We start from the raw sequence: 18,516 nt of genomic DNA on the forward strand, positions 1-18,516 counted from the left end.
CGGACAGCGATGTCTTTCCGTTTTATGGAGTGGGTGAACGCTAATCGAGATGTATTCTCAGCCTATAAAGCTGCTTTGGGTTTTATTTGGGCTTGAAATCTGTTTAAGTCCCGTTAATTTTTCGCCTAGTTGTGTTGTTTTAAATTCCAAAGCAAGTTGGCTAAATTTAACTTCCGGTAAGCGGTTGACATAAATCGGCTTGAGAGCTTCCAAAGCAGCAGTAGCATCGGGGAAACGGTCTTTTGCTTTGGGTTCGACCATTTTTGAGAGCCAATCCACAAAACGCAGGCTCAGCTTGGGAAGCAGCGGATTGAAATTAAGCCGACCATCTTCATCAAATAAGGTGTCAATTGCTGTTGAGTTTGTCCCAGTTAACAAACAAATGAGTGTTGCGCCTAAACCATATAAATCGGTCGCTTCGTTTAGCTGGCGGTTGTATATCTGTTCGGGTGCCATAAACCCAAATGTCCCAGCAGCGACGCTGCTCATTGCCATTTCCCCGCTGCCAATTCGAGCTAAGCCAAAATCCACCAGGTAAACATTCAATTGCTCGTCCACGAGGATATTTTCAGGTTTAATATCCCGGTGAATTACAGATGGAATCCGATTTTGTAAATAAACAAGAATTTCTAGGACAGAAGCAGCAATTTTCTGGATTTCATCCGGGTCAAAACTGCGTGGAGCAGATAAAGGCAGGGCATCTTTATGCTCCTGCACCATGCAGAAACCAGCTTGGGTTTCAAAGGAATCGAGGTAACGGGGAATTCCAGGATGATCAAGTCCTCGTAGCACTTGAATCTCGCGCTCATAAGCTTTAAAACCCGACCATTCAGACCCAACTTGGGCAAATAGAAATCGCTTCAGGATGACTGACTGCTCTGTGACGTTATCCTTTGCCAGATAAGTGATGCGACCCCCAGCGCGATTGCGCCCAAGTTCTCGAATGGTCTGATAGCGGGGACGGGGACTTAAAGTGTGTGAGGAGTTGCTCATGACGGCAAACAATGCAGGTAGATGGCGTCTATTCTAGGCGATCGCTTTCCTTTCGTTTTTTCCCTTCGCGCCCTATAACAAAGAGAGCGCAACGCTTACCTAAGTGCGTCTTCGGGCTTAAACCTCCACAAATGCTAACTCCTCTTCTTCAACCTCGTGCCATGTGGAATTCGCCAGTCGTTCAATTGCCCGATCGATTGTCTCCAAACCCTGCTCAAGATTTTCGATTGTGGCTAAATGTCCGCGCAACTCAGCAGCACCAGCAAAACCTTTGGCATACCAAGTCATGTGCTTCCTGGCTTGTCTGATACCGCGATCGCCTTTATATTCCCACAAAGCTTGCAAATGTTCTTTGGCACATTCCAACCGTTGTATCGGCGTTGGCGGTGTCTTTTCTTGCCCAGTTTTCAAGAAATAGTCAATTTCTCCCACTAAAAAGGGATAACCCAGAGTTCCCCGCGAACACATCACCCCATCCGCGCCGGTTTGTTCCAAACACTTCACCGCCGCCTCCACGGAAAACATATCGCCATTGGCAATCACTGGAATCGACAGAATTTCCTTAACTTTACCAATCCACTCCCACTTGGCAGGACCAGTGTAACCTTGGGAACGGGTGCGACCGTGGACTGTAATCATTTGCGCCCCCGCATCTTCCATGCGTTTGGCAAAGTCCAAAATGTTAATTTCCTTATCTGTCCAACCGATGCGCGTTTTCACCGTTACCGGCACATTCACCGCCTTCACGACCGCTCGGACAATTGCCTCAGCGACTTCTGGTTGCCGCAATAACGAAGAACCACCGCCGTTTTTCGTAATTTTGTTGACCGGGCATCCCATGTTGATATCAACCGTATCAGCGCCCTCTTTCACAGCCATTACAGCCGCTTCTGCCAAGAAATCGGGGCGACAGTCAAACAACTGAATGCTAATCGGTCTTTCGTTCGGATCTACCTCCATAATCTTGGGGAGTTCCTTCAGGTAATGGAGTCCCGTCGCGTTCACCATCTCGGTGTACATCATCGAGTCAGGTGCATGGCGACGCACCAAGCGACGAAACACCATATCGGTAACGCCAGAGAGGGGCGATTGTAAAACCCGGCTTTTGACTTCAAAAGAGCCAATTTTCAGAGGTGTCAAGAGTCGGGATTGCAGAGTAGGAGAAAGAGTAACCATAGGTTCTATCGCGGTCAACCGGGCTTTTTCATTTTACGAGCGATCGCTGTTGAACCATTTGATTATGGCGATCGCCCCTATCTTTATTGTGAATCGCGATCGCTTACGATAACGACACCTGAGCGCGACTGGCATTTGAAGTTGCTTCCTCATCCCATCGGTTGCCGAGTGCTGCCAAGCGATCGCGGTACTCGATGCGGTTGACCCAATCTTCGGGCCATGCTGCCATTCCTAAATAGGCTCCGGCGAAAGCACCCGTGAGGCAGGCGATAGAGTCTGAATCGCCTGCGGTGAGTGCCGCACGACGAAGTGCCGCCACTGGCTCTTCAGGAAACAGCAGAAAGCACAGCAGACCTGTGGCAAAGGCTTCTTCTGCCACCCATCCTTCCCCTGTCGCCAAACAGGGATCTGCATCCCGGTTCGGTTCTGCCAAGGCGGCATCCAGACGGTCAAGGATGGACAAACATTCATCCCACCCACGGGTAATAAATTCCTCTGGTGTATTGATAGAGGGACGTTCCCAGAGCAACCCCAGCCAGTCGGTGTGGTAGATCGAGCGTTGTTCCTCAGCATAGGCGCGAAGTCGAGAAGGCAACCCTTCGGGATTGGCACCCGCAACCAGGTCAGCGATCGCTCTTGCCGTTAAATCCGAGGCGGCAAGTGCGGTGGGGTGTCCGTGGGTCAAAGCTGCCTGGAACTGAGCGATCGCGGCGCGGGTCGTTTCGTCCAAATTGTTGACCAGACCCACAGGTGCCACCCGCATATTGGCTCCACAACCCTTTGAGTTTGCTACCGTTGCCTGCTCCCACGGCAGGCCATCTGCCAAGTTAGCGCAGGCATTTAGACAAGTTCTTCCCGGTGCCCGGTTATTGTCAGGACTGTCCCACCAGTCGATGAAGGCGCGGCGTAGCAGCGGCTCTAGGCTCTCAGCACCCAAAGGCGGTATTACTTCCAAAAGTGCCTCTCCAACCGCTAAAGTCATCTGCGTGTCATCTGTAACGCGAGCCGGATTGCCCATTGGTTGCTGCGGCCCTTGGGGTGGGAAGCGGCGCAGGATCTCGTCAACATTGAGAAACTCAGTTACAGCACCGAGCGCGTCACCAAAAGCTAAACCAAACAGGCATCCAGAAGCACGGCGCATAGCTAGTACAACTCTTATTTTTTATGAATTCCGAACGATGGATCGAAAATCGCATCTTTATGTAATACACATAATACAAGTTTTTAGAAGGAACCAATCGTGAATGATTTAGGCGGTGTTGGTGGAGAGTTCAACGAGGTAATCGCGATCCGAAGGCTGCGCGGTAGCGCGATCGCGTTGAATTCCTCTAGACGGCAAATACACCTATTTAATTACGGCTTGCCCCCATACCTAAAGCCCCTGATTTCCTTACAGTAGACACAGTGAAAGCAATCAGCAGATGTTAAGTGATTGAGCCAAAGGGGATGCCTCCTGAAGGTTAACCGTCCTTCCTCAGGTTCGGAAAACCCCACAACACCAGAGTGGCTAATCCCGCACACTATATAGATCGGTACGCACGCACCAATGGTTATTAAATCTGGAAAGAGCTGCTGATTTAACCCGGTTGGTTCAATTTGTAGTTCCGTATCCGCCCTCAAAAGTTTTTGTAGTTATTAGGAAGCCGAAATACCCCTATGGCAAAAGTAGTTGGAATTGACTTAGGTACGACAAACTCCTGCGTAGCAGTGATGGAAGGTGGTAAGCCCACTGTGATCGCTAACGCAGAAGGTTTTCGGACAACCCCCTCTGTCGTAGCATTTGCCAAAAATGGCGATCGCTTAGTGGGTCAAATCGCCAAGCGTCAATCGGTGATGAACCCCGAAAACACCTTCTATTCGGTGAAGCGTTTTATCGGACGCAAGTTTGAAGAAATCACCCACGAAGCCACCGAAGTTTCTTACAAAGTGCTGCGCGACAGCAACGGCAACGTTAAGCTAGACTGCCCCGCTCAGAGCAAGCAGTTTGCACCAGAAGAAATTTCTGCCCAAGTGCTTCGCAAGCTGGTGGATGATGCCAGCAAGTACCTTGGAGAGACCGTTACCCAAGCTGTAATCACCGTTCCCGCTTACTTCAACGACTCCCAGCGCCAAGCTACCAAAGATGCTGGTAAGATTGCCGGGATTGATGTAATGCGGATTATCAACGAGCCGACCGCCGCTTCCTTGGCATACGGACTCGAAAGAAAGGCCAACGAAACCATTCTGGTATTTGACCTGGGTGGCGGTACCTTCGACGTATCCATCCTGGAAATGGGCGATGGCGTATTTGAAGTGTTAGCGACCTCTGGCGACACTCACCTGGGTGGTGACGACTTCGACAAGAAAATCGTTGATTACTTAGCCGAAGAATTCAGAAAATCTGAAGGCATTGACCTCCGCAAAGACCGTCAAGCCCTCCAGCGTCTCACCGAAGCCGCTGAAAAAGCCAAGATTGAGTTATCTAGCGTCACACAAGCGGAAATCAACCTGCCATTTATCACCGCTACCCAGGATGGTCCAAAGCACCTGGATATGACCCTGACTCGCGCTCAGTTTGAAGGACTCTGCGCTGACTTGATCGATCGCTGCCGCATTCCTGTGGAGAACGCCTTGCGCGACGCCAAGCAAGACAAGAGTGCAATTAATGAAGTCGTGCTGGTCGGTGGTTCTACCCGGATTCCTGCCGTACAAGAACTGGTGAAGCGGGTTTTGGGCAAAGAACCCAATCAAACCGTCAACCCGGATGAAGTGGTAGCTATCGGTGCCGCAATTCAAGCCGGTGTCCTCACAGGTGAAGCTGGAACTGAAGGACTGTTGCTACTCGACGTTACCCCGCTGTCTTTGGGTGTGGAAACCCTCGGTGGCGTGATGACCAAGATTATCCCCCGCAACACCACGATTCCTACCAAGAAGTCTGAGGTCTTCTCTACTGCTGTAGATAATCAGACCAACGTAGAAATCAAGATTCTGCAAGGCGAACGGGAGATGGCGGCGAACAACAAAGAGTTGGGGATCTTCCGTCTGGATGGAATTCCTCTGGCTCCTCGTGGAATGCCACAAATTGAAGTTACCTTCGATATTGACGCCAACGGTATCCTGAACGTCACCGCTAAGGATCGCGGTACTGGTAAAGAGCAATCAATCAGCATCACGGGTGCTTCCACCCTGCCCCAAAACGAAGTGGAGCGGATGGTTAAGGAAGCCGAACAAAATGCCTCCACTGACCGGGAGCGTCGTGAGAAGATTGACCGCAAGAACCAAGCTGACTCCCTCGTGTACCAAGCTGAGAAGCAAATGGCTGACTTGGGCGACAAGGTTCCCGCTGCTGACAAGAGCAAAGTCGATGGATTGGTCAAAGACCTGCGCGATGCGATCGCTAAAGAAGACGACGATCGCATCAAGACGCTCACAACAGAGCTACAGCAAGCTCTCTACACCATCGGCACGAACATCTATCAACAAGCAGGCGGCGCAGGTGCAGCTCCTGGCGATGGCACCGGTACCCCTGGTGGTGGTTCCAGTCAGTCCACTGGTACTGGGGATGATGTAATTGATGCTGATTTTACGGAAAGCAAGTAATTAGCTAAGTGCTAAGTGCTAAGTGCTAATTGCTAATTGCTAATTGCTAATAAGGGTTGATGAATTGCTTTTGGGCGCTCATCAGCCCTTTTTTAAAGCAAAACTACGCACAATTACTTTCTTCCTTGCCCCAAAATGACCCGCTCCCTAGAAGCGTGTCTAGTCTAAGGTTCGGGTTTCCTTCCTCAACCTAGCTCCCTACTGCTTTGCGTACCTTTGCGCCAACCTCAGCGTACCTTTGCGTTAAAAACAGAAATTATTGATGCTACTCCACAGGGAAGGCACCAGGTTGTACTTGGACAGTTTCAGTCCGACCGCTACGGTTGACCTCTACTTCTAATCTGGAGCCGACGCTACTCGCTTCTACCCGTTCTTGCACTTGATCGGCACTTGCGACCGCTTGACCGCCAACTTTCTGGATCACATCTCCGGCACGCAAGCCAGCGCGTTCTGCGGGAGAGTTTTTGACCACCCGAACGATGACAACGCCTTTATCCTGCGTAACTTTGAAGCCTGCCTCATTGTCTTTGTTAATGTCGTCTTTTAGTTCCGGCGTCAGCGTTACCATTTGAATTCCCATGTAGGGATGCTCGACGCGACCTTTGCTAAATAGCTGATTGGCGACTCGTTCGGCGGTTTCAATCGGGATGGCAAAACCGAGTCCCTGAGCATTTGCCCGAATGGCTGTATTAATCCCAATCACTTCACCCCTGGCATTTAGCAAGGGACCTCCGGAATTACCGGGGTTGATAGCGGCATCGGTTTGGATAAATCTGACTCGCTTATCCGGGACACCTACCTGCGAACTGGAGCGACCCGTCGCGCTGACGATACCCACCGTCACCGTGTTATCTAGACCGAGGGGATTGCCAATTGCGATCGCCCACTGTCCTGGTATTAAGTTATTCGAGTCTCCCAAGCGTACCGTCGGCAACTTTGTCGCATCAATTTTGACAACTGCCACATCCGTAACCGGATCGGCTCCCACCACTCGACCTTCCATCGTCCGACCATCTTTGAGCGTCACCTTGACCTTATCTGACCCCGCGACAACGTGGGCATTTGTCATTAAGCGACCATCAGCACTGAGAATGAAGCCAGATCCGGTACCTCGTTCCACCCGTTCTTCCGGAACCGGCGTTTCGTTCCCAAAAAATCGTCGGAAAAACGGGCTTCTGAAAGTATCTGGAATGTCCTGCGATACGGTACGAGCCGCATCAATTCGCACGACAGCAGGGCCAACTTTTTCGGCTGCTTCGGCAATAAAATTCAGGTTCTCTTGGGGAGCGCGATTCTGGGGCGGGGAGATTTGCTGTAGCGCGGCTGGAATCGCTGATGGGATTCTGCCTTCGACACTGGGGTTGTCTGCTGCGAAATGGCGACTGGCATATATTCCTGCACCACCGCCGATAGCCAGCAAAGCTAGATAAGTGGTCAGCTGTTTGACAAGTAAACTCATGGTCTTTGGGCTGAAGGACAGCAATACAGGTGATAATTCCACTCTAATCAAAAAATGCTGTGGATGAGCAGCATTTGGGTAGAGTTTTAACTGGGTTTCAAGATATTGGGGTGCCCAAGAGGAGGCACAAACAGCGCATCAGAGTGCATACGCGATCGCTTGGTTTGTCGCGTTGGCGTCACCACTACCCCAGGATACAGCCAACACTGGACACGCCCGATTCCCTGGGCTAAGACAGTGTAAACACTGTCCGTACATCTACTTACCTTGTCAGCCATGCAACTCCAGAAAATCAGCCTTACCGGGGTGCAAAACCTTGTACCCTTACTGATTACTTTTGTGGCAACTGTCTTAACCCCTTTCCCAGGGAAGACGGCTGAAATTTTCCCTGGCTCTCAGGTGTTGGCACAAACTCCAGAGGCTCCAGCGACCGTCAATCCACTCAATATCGAACAAATTCGACAAGTTGCTAAAGAACACAACGCCACACTCGTTGAATACTCAATTAATTACGAGACGTTCCCCGTTCAAGGAAAAGAACAAACCCAAGAATCAGAACTGCTGATTTGGGTGGTTCAACCTACAGGTGAAATCACCTTACGACGGGTTGACCTTAAACCGTTGTGGCAGAAGCAAAATACCTCCCTCTCAGCATTGGTGAGTAGTAGTCGTGCGGCGATGGGGTTCGGGAATGCTGCAAATAAGAGTGGCATCGTCGTGACGACAAAACAGGACAATCGCCTAAGTAAACAGTTACAGCAACTTCATCAGCTGCTCGTTGAGCCGATTGCCGAATTGTTGCCAAAAGCTCCGAACGCTCGTGTCGCCTTTATCCCGCAAAGATCTCTGTTTCTGCTTCCCTTTGCAGCGCTGCAAGATAAACAAGGCAAATACCTGATCGAGCGACACGCAATTTTCACTGCTCCCTCGATTCAGTCGCTGGATTTACTTTACAAGCATCGACAGCGAATCCAAGGGATTGCCAAGGATGTGCTGGTGGTGGGGAATCCGACGATGCCCCGCGTTCCTCCCAAGATAGGACAAAAGCCGGTGTTGTTACAGCAACTGCCCGGAGCGGAACAGGAAGCAAACGCGATCGCGAATCTCTTCAATACCCAAGCGCTTACCGGCGACGCAGCAACTGAGACCTCGATTGTGCAGCAAATGCCCCAAGCGCGAATTATTCATCTCGCAACGACTGGGTTAATCGATGAGGAGGAGGCATTGAGAAATGCGATCGCTCTCGCTCCCTCTAATACCGATGACGGGTTGCTCACAGCAGAAGAAATCCTGAATCTGAAGCTAAACGCTGAGTTAGTTGTCCTGAGTGCCTGCGATGCGGGTTTGGGTCGAATTACCGAGGATGGCGTGATTGGGCTAACGCGCTCTTTGATGGCAGCGGGAGTTCCCAGCGTCATTGCCCCCCCTGGGTCTATGCCGGATGAGCAGACTGCCTTCCTGATGACCGAGTTTTATAAAAATCTTCAATCGAATCCCGATAAAGCTGCTGCAATGCGAAGCGCCATGCTAGCGACGATGAAACAACATCCCAACCCAATAAACTGGGCGGCTTTCATCCTCATCGGCGAACCGTAGAGACAGCGCCTCTGTGCCTATCTTCATCCCAGCTATTTGACAACTCAGTTCATTTACCTAGCCAACTATGCATTCTCGTAGAATCAGTCTAATCGCCTTCATCGCCTTTGTTGCCTCCGTCTCGGCACCTTTAGCTGCCAATTTTCCAGCACCTTTAAGAGCGCCACGGGTGTTAGCTCAAACCCAAGCTGACCGGAAAGCGAAAGCCGACCGACTGCTAGATCAAGGGATTCACCAGTATCAGATCGGTCAATTTGAGGCAGCATTACAGTCTTGGCAACAGGCACTGATTATCTATCGAGAAATTAAAGACCGCGAGGGTGAGGGAGCAGCACTGGGAAATCTAGGAGTTGCTTACGATTCCCTGGGGGACTATGCCAAGGCCATTGAGTACCAACAGCAGCATTTGGCGATCGCGCGGGAGATTAAAGACCGCCAGGGTGAGGGGAAAGCTCTGGGAAATCTGGGAGTTGCTTACGATTCCCTGGGGGACTATGCCAAGGCGATTGAGTACCAACAGCAGCATTTGGCGATCGCGCGGGAGATTAAAGACCGCCAAAGTGAGGGAGCAGCTCTGGGAAATCTGGGAGTTGCTTACCTTAACCTGGGGGACTATGCCAAGGCGATTGAGTACCAACAACAGCATTTGGCGAGCGCACGGGAGATTAAAGACCGCCAAATTGAGGGGACAGCACTGGGAAATCTGGGAGTTGCTTACCGTTCCCTGGGGGACTATGCCAAGGCGATTGAGTACCAACAGCAGCATTTGGCGATCGCGCGGGAGATTAAAGACCGCCAGGGTGAGGAGAAAGCTCTGGGAAATCTGGGACTTGCTTACCTTGACCTGAGGGACTATGCCAAGGCGATTGAGTACTCCCAGCAGGTGTTGGCGATCGCGCGGGAGATTAAAGACCGCCAGGGTGAGGGGAAAGCTCTGGGAAATCTGGGACTTGCTTACCTTGACCTGAGGGACTATGCCAAGGCGATTGAGTACTCCCAGCAGGTGTTGGTGATCGCACGGGAGATTAAAGACCGCCAAAGTGAGGGGACAGCTCTGGAAAATCTGGGAGTTGCTCTCTACAAATCTGGCAATCTTGCGGCAGCAGAGAAAACTCTAATCGATGGAATGGAGGTTAGGGAATCTCTCCGAGAAAGATTAGGCAGCGACGATGCCAATAAAGTTTCAATTTTCGAGCAGCAAGTTCGCACCTATCGCACTTTACAACAAGTCCTGATTGCTCAGAATAAGACCGATGCAGCACTGGAAATTGCCGAACGGGGTCGGGCACGGGCGTTTGTGGAGTTGCTGTCGAGGCGATTATCCCCGAACTCTGTAGAGACGTTACCTGCAAAGTATCTACAGCCGACAATTTCACAGATTCAACAAATTGCCAAAACTCAAAATGCCACCCTCGTTCAATATTCGATTATTTACAATGAGTTCAAAGTTCAAGGTAAACAACAAACCAAGGAATCAGAACTTTTTATTTGGATTATCAAACCCACAGGTGAAGTGACATTTGGTCGCAGCGACCTCAAACCCTTGTGGCAAAAAGAGAATTCTTCTCTACAAAACCTTGTTACCAACACCCGTCAATCAATGGGCGTAAGGGGACGTGGTGGCATTGAAGTAGCGCTAATAGAGGAAGAAAGGCCAACTAAAAGATTACAGCATCTGCATCAATTACTGATAGAACCGATTGCCAAAGAGCTGCCAACCGATCCGAATGCTCGTGTAATTTTTATCCCTCAAACAGAACTATTCCTAGTCCCCTTCCCAGCTCTCCAATATGCCAATGGCAAATACCTGATTGAAAAACATACGATTCTCACGGCTCCCTCAATTCAAGTGCTGGATTTAACTCATCAGCAAAAGCAACGTGTGAAGACGCAATCAATTCCATCTCAACAAGAGGCGTTGGTAGTGGGTAATCCGATAATGCCCAAGGTAGTGCTGAACCCTGGAGAACCAGCGCAGCAGTTACCTAATTTGCCGTGGGCGGAACAGGAAGCAAAGGATATTGCTAAACTACTCAAAACTCAAGCGATTACTGGTAGCCAAGCCACCAAAGTCGCGATCGCGCAAGCATTGCCTAAAGCGCGAATCATTCATCTAGCTACTCATGGCTTACTAGATGATTACCGGGGATTGGGAAGTGCGATCGCTCTCGCTCCATCTAACAACGACGACGGGTTGCTCACTGCTGAAGAAATCCTTAATCTAAAATTGAATGCTGAATTAGTGGTTCTCAGTGCTTGCGACACCGGACGAGGACGCATCACTGGGGATGGTGTCATCGGTTTATCTCGTTCTTTAATTTCCGCTGGGGTGCCTAGCGTAGTTGTCTCCCTGTGGCAAGTCCCGGATAACTCCACTGCTTTTCTGATGACGGAATTTTATAAAAATCTTCAGCAAAACTCTAATAAAGCTACGGCACTGCGAAATGCGATGCTGACAACCATGAAACAGCAACAATATTCAGACCCCGTGCAGTGGGCAGCATTTACTTTGATTGGCGAAGCTGAATAAGGCAATATTCATCTGAGCGCTTGGCAAAGATTTGTTAGAGAATTTATTTCTAACTAATGACAAAAGTTTTTCTAAAACGATTAGGAAAAATAAGTGAAATCGAATCTAGTTAATTATTTTTTTGATGATTGGTCAGTAATGGATAATTGGTTTTTTTCATCCTTCCACCTATTCTTTATTAACCATTACCAACCTGACAAATAAAATAAGTTTCCACCCAAAGTTGACGCTAGAACTTAGGCATAGCGGTCAGTGCGATCTCGCTGACTCCCCAAGCTTCAAAGAACTGGCGATAGAGAACTTTACTAGCTGAGGTCAAGTCACCATCTGGATCGATGATTCCTCCTTGGAGGATTTTGCCCCCATCTGTGCGGAAATCTAACCTTAGTTCACCATTTTCATCTTTTTGAATGATAAAATTTCCGTTTGCCAAAACTTGACCAGCACGACTCGAAATAGCGCAGCGCATCGTTAACGACTTCCGATATAAATAGAACACAGTTAACCATGTCACTAATCTGTGCCGTCGTCAACATAGCTCGTTGAACATAAGATTTCAGTAATCTCAGCCTTTCATCCTGCACCACTTGAGGAAACATTGATGATGTCTCACATCAAGCGCCGTCAGTTTTTGCAATTTGCCGGATCGACGCTGGCAACTTTGGGTTTAAGCCATCTGGATGTGATGCGAAAGGGCGATTGCTATGGCAAAGCCCTCGCGCAAAGCACACCCCGCAAACTGGCGCTGCTGGTGGGAATTAACGCTTATCAAAATAGTAGCGATCGCTTAGCGGGTTGCATTACCGATGTGGAGATGCAGCAACATCTCCTGATTCACCGTTTTGGCTTCAACAAGAACGATGTCCATATCCTGACAGATGCCCAAGCCACTCGTGAAGGTATCTTGGGTGCATTTGACGAATATCTGATTGGGCAAGCGAAGCCGGGAGATGTTGTGGTGTTTCACTTCTCCGGGCACGGTTCGCGGGTAGATGACAGCCCAGAATGCGATGAAGTGGTCTTAAAACTGAGCGAAAGTTGTTTAAACAGTACCATTGTCCCTGCCGATAACTCCCTACCTTTGGTTGCCCGTCGCCGTGGGGGTATTGCATCCGATATCACAGGACACACGCTGTTTTTGCTGGCGTCAGCAGTGAATACGGAAAACCTGACGCTGGTTCTAGATAGTTGTCATGCTGGGGGCGGGAAACGGGGGAATTTGAACGTCAGGGCACTGGATGGTGGCACTCAAGTTACAGTCAGCCCAGTAGAGAAAGAATATCAGCGACAATTGCTATCGCGGGTAAATTTATCCCCGGATGAGTATATTCAGGCACGCAGAGCCGGAGTTGCAAAAGGGGTCGTTATTGCCGCTGCCGATCGCAAGCAACTGGCGGCGGATCAGCGCTTCAACGGCTTTGCGGCGGGGGCATTTACTTATGTGATGACGCAGTATCTTTGGCAGCAAACCGGGGATGAACCCGTGGCGAGTGCGATCGCAAATATTGCCCGTACTACTAACCAGATTTCTTCTACGGGTCAAATTCCAGAATATGAAGCTAAGCAAAAAAGCAATGAAGAGGAACCCGCTTACTTCCTAAACCAACAGACTCTCCCGGCGGAAGCGGTAATCACCAAAGTTGAGGGAGATGGGGTGCAGTTGTGGTTGGGAGGTGTCAATTCCCAAAGCATCCCTGCCTTCGATCGAGGTGCGATTTTGACAGTGATAGACGCTCAAGGCAAGGAGCAAGGATTGGTACAGTTGGAAGCGAACTCGCGCAAAGGATTAACGGCGCGGGGCAAACTCCTAAATGCAGGAAGGGGCGGGGTTTCCTCGCCCCCGCAACTGGGAACATTGCTGCAAGAGCGAATGCGCGGGATTCCCAGCGATATGACTTTACCGATTGGTCTAGATCCATCGCTGGGTAACGACACAGCTAAGGCAGAACAAGCCCTCAAGGCTATCCAGCGCCTCAAAATCTTGCCTTTACAACAGGAAGAATATGTCGCCTACCTCTTAGGACGAATTACCCAGGAGAATCGTCAATTTCAGAAAAATGGAGAGACTCCTAATTTAACCTCTGTGCCCGATATTGGCAGTGTCGGCTTATTCACTCCAGCACTAGAACAAATTCCTGGCTCTTTTGGTGCGTCTGGTGAATCGATAGAAGCGGCTATCGCCCGTCTCACCCCGAAATTTAAGTCACTGCTAGCAGCTCACATTGCCAAGATGGTACTCAATCCCGGTTCCTCTCGGCTGAATGTAGTGGCTTCCATGAAAAGAGCGGAGGGGGAGACATTTGCAACTACTTTCCCGGTTCGCGGCGCACAAAACAGCAGCAATTCTTCAACTCAAAACTCAAACCGCAGCCGCGATGGCTCGCGTTCCGACAACTTAAAACTCCCCTTGGGAACGCCGCTTCAGTTTGTGGTGACGAACCAAGAAAATCGGGATCTTCACGTATCTGTTTTAGTAATCGATCCTGAAGGAGAAATGACGATCGTTTTTCCGAATACCTGGACGGTGGAAGAGAATGCAACTCTGATAAAAGCAGGAGAAACGCGACAAATCCCTCAACCGGGAAAAGATAAGTTCAGATTTAAAGTTGCAAAACCCGTCGGCATGGTGGAGGTTCTGATAATCGCCAGTGGTACTCCTCTTAAGCAAGCGCTCAAGACATTACAGGAAGTGGCGAGGGTGCGAGGACAGGCACCAGGGTTGCCAATGACGCTGGGTGAGGAACCAACCAAGTTAATCGACGGTTTGTTAGAAGACTTTAACCGAGGCGCAGGAAATAGTCGTGGTGGTGAGAAGGCAGAGGTTCGGGGACTGGGAGTTGTTAATCGTGTCGATACTCAAGAGTTGGCAGCGATGTCAATTACCTTTGAATCGCTGGAAACATAAGCATTTATCGCCATTTTAGGGCGGGGTGCGATACATCTGTAGGGGCATGACAATCAAAAAGCCCCTACCGTTAGAAGCGTAATATATTCCAGCCAACTGAGAAATGGTATAGATGAATCTATGGTAGATATCCCGTGCAATGGTATTCAGATACCCAACTTACGGCTGAACAGATGTCGAATGGTGAACGGGTAACAACACTTTGAAAGTAGAACCCTGACCAAGTTTACTGGTGACAGAAATAGAGCCAGCGCAACGTAGGAGAAGTTGCTGCACAATGGTTAAACCTAATCCAGCACCGAAAACTTCTTCGCCCGGTGCTAGGCGTCCGCGATAAAAGCGGTCAAAAATCTTGGGCAATTCGTTCGGGGCAATGCCGATGCCGGTATCGCGAAATTCCAACTGTACGTATTCGCCTTGTTGCTTGGTGCGTACCACCACCTGACCGCCAGTGGGAGTGAATTTAATGCTGTTGTGTAGCAAATTGATAATAATTTGTCGCAGCCATGCCTCTAAGCAGGAGACAGCCGGAAGGTTAGGACTGACCGTGTAGCCTAGCTGGATGCCTTTTTCTTGAGCGATCGCTTGATAGGTGCTGACAACTCCAGGCACGATATCTGCCAACTGCACTGGAAGCAAAGTTGTTGGGGTAGTTGCCCGATCTAGCTGTACTAGCTCCATTAAACCGCTAATCAAGGAAACTTGGCGATCGCACTGTGTATGCAGCAAATGCAGGTAGCGCTGACGCTGCGAGGGTTTGAGTTGTGGGGACTCTAGCAGCGTCAGCGCGGTTTTCATGTTGGTTAGCGGCGTCCGCAGTTCTAACAGCGCATTGCTTAGTAGTTCATCTTTAAAGCGCACTTCATCCAGCAAAGCTTGATTTCGCCGCTGGAGTTCGGCGATTTCCGTTGTTGATGCATGATTGGCGGCAGCACCCCGCCCGATTTCCTCTTGCTGCTGGACTTGTTTTACCAGTAACTGAGTCAGGATGGATGCGATCGCTCGATTCTGTACTAAATCGGGTGATTGCGGTAAGGTAAATAGCTTGTCCCAGTTGCTGAGGAGAGTCTCTTCAGTGGGCGCGATCGCGGGTCGGATTCCCTGCAAAACCTCCTGAATCACTGGCTTGTCAAAAGCGCAAATTGTCAGCAGCGGTCGTCCTCGCTTGTCCTCCGTGCCTGCTGTAGCCATTTGCTTTTGCAAAGCCAAAACGCTTTCGCTAACGCCTGACTGTGCCCCGTAAGGATTGCCTAGGGCGCTCTTATTCCGGTACTGAGAAGCGAGAAACTCTTTTGAGTCTATATTTTTGATTTGATCCAAATCCTTTGAAGTTGTCTGGGCAGATGGCTTAGCGCTGCGGGGTCGATGAGCCAAAATTAAGCCGCAAAAGCGTTCGGATAGCACTAACAAAAAATATTCTCTGGAAATTGCGTTTTCCGGCTTCAGTTGAACTGGAATAATCTGCGAGGCGGTGGGGGAAATTTTTGGCGATCCGGTGAGTGCATAAGGGGAATTTTCAAATTCTTCCTGGCTTTGGCTCTCTCCTGCTTCTACTCTCTCCTGCTCTCGTCCCTCTTTGCCGTTACAGACATAAATGGTATGCCCAACCTGCCCCCGCTCCTGATATTGTTCTATCTGCGCCTGCCAGCCTTCTCCAGGCGGTAGCTTTACCCAGAGTTTGGCTGGCAGTTGTTGGTCAATCAGTACGTCCATCAGCGCCCACAGCAAGGACTTGAGCGTAGTTGCACTCACGGCAAGCGGCTGAGGCGCTGACTCTACACGCAGAGCCAATTGGTAAAGGGATGCATCCATAAGATTTTAAGATTTTAGAGGTTGCTTTTGGATGAAAAGGTGACTTGTTAAATGCACTGATGTCTCAACAAATGGGTGAAAATCAACTTGGATGATTTTGAAGACTTTTGACTGGAAACTTCTTTGTAGCTACTTTTAGCGCAGCGGTGCGGATCGCAGATTGAGAGGAACCAGAGATAGTTTCATCTTGATTTCTACCCATCTAGCGAGTGTCTCTTTAATCCTTTCCTAGCCATCAATCTCCATTTCAAGAGACAACAAGTTAGATTGAATTGCGCCTAGTTACAAGTTAACCGCTCCGCTCTAAAATCTAAAATCTGCAATTGCTTTAACCAGGCATCCGCTTTAATAGGGCATCGCGTGCTTGTTCTCGATCGTCAAAGTGGATTTTTTCCGTTCCTAAGATTTGGTAGTCTTCATGACCTTTACCAGCAATCAGGACGCCATCACCCGGTTGGGCTTCTAAAATGGCGGTATGAATGGCAGTCGCGCGATCGCTAATCACCACCACTGGTTGAGCCGAGGTTGGTATCCCGGCGACAATATCTTGCAAAATCCGTTCTGGATCTTCCGTCCGCGGATTGTCGGAGGTAACAACGGCTTTGTCTGCTAACTGCGCGGCAATTTGACCCATCTTTGGGCGTTTGGTGCGATCGCGATCGCCTCCACAACCAAAGACGCAGATCATCTTACCGGGAATAAACGGACGCGCCGCTTTTAGCAAATTCTCCAAACTGTCCGGCGTGTGAGCATAATCGACAATAACGCTAATCTCTTGCTGGGAACCGATTTGCACTCGTTCCATCCGTCCCGGCACTCCCGAAAATTGCGGTAGCGCCGCCGCAATTAACTCCAAATCTACTCCCAGATGCAACACTGCTCCCACAGCGGCAAGTAAATTTTCCAGATTGTACTGCCCTACCAGGGGAGAACGGAAAGCCACATCACCTTTGGGGGTATGCATCACCCCGCTGACTCCCGTTGGCTCATAACTCAGATCGCTCATCCATAAATCGGCGGTTGTATCGTTGACACTATAGCGCCACACTTGGTCTGGATTTAACCGTTCAATCAATCGCTGTCCATAAGAATCATCTGAATTAATTACCGCCCGCCCTTTGAGATACTCAGGGCTAAAGAGCAACGCTTTTGCATTGAAGTAATCTTCCATGTCGTGGTGGAAGTCTAGATGATCCTGGGTGAGATTGGTAAACACCGCAACCGAAAACGGACAACCTAAAATCCGACCTTGCGCCAAAGCGTGAGAACTTACTTCCATCACACCCATCTGACATCGTGCTGCGATCGCGTCTGCCAGTTGTTTTTGCAGTTCGACAGCAAAAGGCGTCGTGTGGGCAGCGGTTTGTTGAAAGCCAGCCCAACGGGCATACAGCGTCCCAAATAAAGCCGTTGGTAACTGGCTCCGAGTCAGGAAAAATTCGATTAAATGGGTCGTTGTCGTTTTGCCATTCGTGCCAGTGACGCCAATCAGTTTTAGCTGTTGCGCTGGGTAGCCATAAAAGGCAGCAGCAACTTGGGCGCAAGCTTGAGTCATGTCTGCAACTGGAATCACGCAGGCATCTTCCCCTTTGGGAGGATGTTTTTGGGCAGCTTGGGAAGAAACCAGGGCGGCGACTGCACCGGATGCGATCGCGCCTTCCCAAAACTCCCCTCCATCCACTCGCGTTCCGGGCATCCCGATAAACAAATCTCCCGGTTGACAAGCATGGGAATTTGTCGTTAAGCCCTTAACTTCCAATTCCAGAGCAGTCTGACTAGAGGGTTGCTCAATCTGGGGAATGGTTGCTAATAACTCTCGCAATTTCATCTTTAGTAACTCCTCACAATCGTCACGAGTCATTAATCGTTAGTCATGAGTCATCGGATCGTTAGCAGGCGGACGCTCGACTCAAGACTATTCGCGCTTATTCTTTATCTTTTACAAGCAAATATTTCTGTAACATTTGCGCCAACTGTTGCACCGTAGCGCGGGGAGAAGGACGGGGCAACGGTTCTTCTACTCGATCTGTACGCTGAGATCGAACCCTAAACAGGACAGGAATTTCATATTGATAGGCTTGAAACCAATCTTCGCGGGTAGTGATATCCCGGATTTCCAGTTCAATGGGGGGGTTTGAAACTTGTTCGAGTTTTTCTTGTAACCCCTCGCACAAGTGGCAACCCGGCTTGCTGTACAGAATTAACCGCACTCAATCTCTCCAAAAAACTTTTATAGGGCGATGATAGCTCCTAGTGCAGTTTGGCAGAAATCAATTGCCGGTTCAACAATTAGAAGTTATCTCATCTTTTCTTCAAAGCGGACACCCATCCCAAAAAAAAGCAGCAGAATCAATAGACCTCCTGCATGAATCAGGAGGCATGTGCCAGTTCGTAGTTCAGCAAGCCAGCAATTAGGTTTAAGCGCAAACCAAATCTCTGCCTGCGATTGCGATAACGTCCTGAAAA

The 18,516-nt window shown here is 49.6% G+C and carries 14 protein-coding genes and 1 pseudogene; 5 read left to right on the plus strand and 10 right to left on the minus strand.

The window, feature by feature from the left end; genetic code table 11:
* Window positions 1-57: 57 nt before the first annotated feature.
* The 3 genes from H6F52_RS00015 to H6F52_RS00025 all read right to left on the minus strand — a co-directional run bounded on the left by H6F52_RS00015 (window position 58) and on the right by H6F52_RS00025 (window position 3,310).
* Window positions 58-993 carry a serine/threonine-protein kinase gene (locus H6F52_RS00015; RefSeq protein WP_190531041.1) on the minus strand — a complete coding sequence of 312 codons (936 nt, stop codon included), beginning with the start codon at window positions 991-993 and terminating at the stop codon, window positions 58-60.
* 117 nt (window positions 994-1,110) lie between these two features.
* Window positions 1,111-2,169, minus strand: coding sequence for a tRNA dihydrouridine synthase DusB (dusB, locus tag H6F52_RS00020; protein ID WP_190531043.1), 1,059 nt, complete (start codon window positions 2,167-2,169; stop codon window positions 1,111-1,113).
* 103 nt (window positions 2,170-2,272) lie between these two features.
* The gene (locus tag H6F52_RS00025) at window positions 2,273-3,310 is read right to left on the minus strand and encodes an ADP-ribosylglycohydrolase family protein (protein WP_190531045.1); all 1,038 of its coding nucleotides are present in this window, start codon (window positions 3,308-3,310) and stop codon (window positions 2,273-2,275) included.
* 99 nt (window positions 3,311-3,409) lie between these two features.
* Between H6F52_RS00025 and H6F52_RS00030 the strand changes: the two genes are divergently transcribed.
* Entirely contained in the window at window positions 3,410-3,568 is a 159-nt protein-coding gene (locus H6F52_RS00030) for a hypothetical protein (protein WP_190430550.1), read from the plus strand.
* Between the two features lie 257 nt (window positions 3,569-3,825).
* Window positions 3,826-5,748, plus strand: a complete 1,923-nt coding sequence (gene dnaK / locus H6F52_RS00035; RefSeq protein WP_190531053.1) for a molecular chaperone DnaK — start codon at window positions 3,826-3,828, stop codon at window positions 5,746-5,748.
* Between the two features lie 265 nt (window positions 5,749-6,013).
* On the opposite strand, the gene H6F52_RS00040 is transcribed toward dnaK, so the two are convergent.
* Together H6F52_RS00040 and H6F52_RS00045 are read right to left on the minus strand one after the other, a co-directional pair.
* On the minus strand, window positions 6,014-7,207 hold the full coding sequence (locus H6F52_RS00040; protein ID WP_190433498.1) for an HhoA/HhoB/HtrA family serine endopeptidase: 1,194 nt from the start codon (window positions 7,205-7,207) through the stop codon (window positions 6,014-6,016).
* An 86-nt stretch (window positions 7,208-7,293) separates the two neighbouring features.
* Window positions 7,294-7,485 (minus strand): hypothetical protein, encoded by a 192-nt coding sequence (locus tag H6F52_RS00045; protein ID WP_190414778.1) that lies wholly within the window; start codon window positions 7,483-7,485, stop codon window positions 7,294-7,296.
* Between H6F52_RS00045 and H6F52_RS00050 the strand changes: the two genes are divergently transcribed.
* Entirely contained in the window at window positions 7,484-8,803 is a 1,320-nt protein-coding gene (locus H6F52_RS00050; protein ID WP_190531055.1) for a CHAT domain-containing protein, read from the plus strand. The two genes, H6F52_RS00045 and H6F52_RS00050, sit on opposite strands and share 2 nt — an antisense overlap.
* 67 nt (window positions 8,804-8,870) lie before the next feature.
* On the plus strand, window positions 8,871-11,333 hold the full coding sequence (locus H6F52_RS00055) for a CHAT domain-containing tetratricopeptide repeat protein (RefSeq protein ID WP_190531057.1): 2,463 nt from the start codon (window positions 8,871-8,873) through the stop codon (window positions 11,331-11,333).
* Between the two features lie 229 nt (window positions 11,334-11,562).
* Here H6F52_RS00055 and H6F52_RS00060 read toward each other — a convergent pair whose 3' ends face one another.
* Complete coding sequence (locus tag H6F52_RS00060) at window positions 11,563-11,802, minus strand: hypothetical protein (protein ID WP_190531059.1); 240 nt, start codon at window positions 11,800-11,802, stop codon at window positions 11,563-11,565.
* A 132-nt stretch (window positions 11,803-11,934) separates the two neighbouring features.
* Between H6F52_RS00060 and H6F52_RS00065 the strand changes: the two genes are divergently transcribed.
* Window positions 11,935-14,238: a caspase family protein gene (locus tag H6F52_RS00065; protein WP_242033799.1), complete on the plus strand. Its 2,304-nt coding sequence runs from the start codon at window positions 11,935-11,937 to the stop codon at window positions 14,236-14,238.
* A 159-nt stretch (window positions 14,239-14,397) separates the two neighbouring features.
* Here the strand turns inward: H6F52_RS00065 and H6F52_RS00070 are convergent, their stop codons facing one another.
* The 4 genes and pseudogenes from H6F52_RS00070 to H6F52_RS25410 all read right to left on the minus strand — a co-directional run.
* Window positions 14,398-16,050 carry a DICT sensory domain-containing protein gene (locus tag H6F52_RS00070; protein WP_190531061.1) on the minus strand — a complete coding sequence of 551 codons (1,653 nt, stop codon included), beginning with the start codon at window positions 16,048-16,050 and terminating at the stop codon, window positions 14,398-14,400.
* Between the two features lie 328 nt (window positions 16,051-16,378).
* A complete protein-coding gene (locus H6F52_RS00075) occupies window positions 16,379-17,878 on the minus strand; it encodes a UDP-N-acetylmuramoyl-L-alanyl-D-glutamate--2,6-diaminopimelate ligase (RefSeq protein ID WP_190531063.1) in 1,500 nt (499 codons plus the stop codon).
* Between the two features lie 97 nt (window positions 17,879-17,975).
* Entirely contained in the window at window positions 17,976-18,260 is a 285-nt protein-coding gene (locus tag H6F52_RS00080) for a glutaredoxin family protein (RefSeq protein ID WP_190414783.1), read from the minus strand.
* Window positions 18,261-18,420: 160 nt separating this feature from the next.
* Window positions 18,421-18,516: pseudogene (locus H6F52_RS25410) on the minus strand (IS5/IS1182 family transposase); the annotation flags it as partial.

Origin of the sequence: Coleofasciculus sp. FACHB-542, from assembly GCF_014695825.1 — a bacterium.
Lineage (GTDB): Bacteria > Cyanobacteriota > Cyanobacteriia > Cyanobacteriales > FACHB-T130 > FACHB-T130.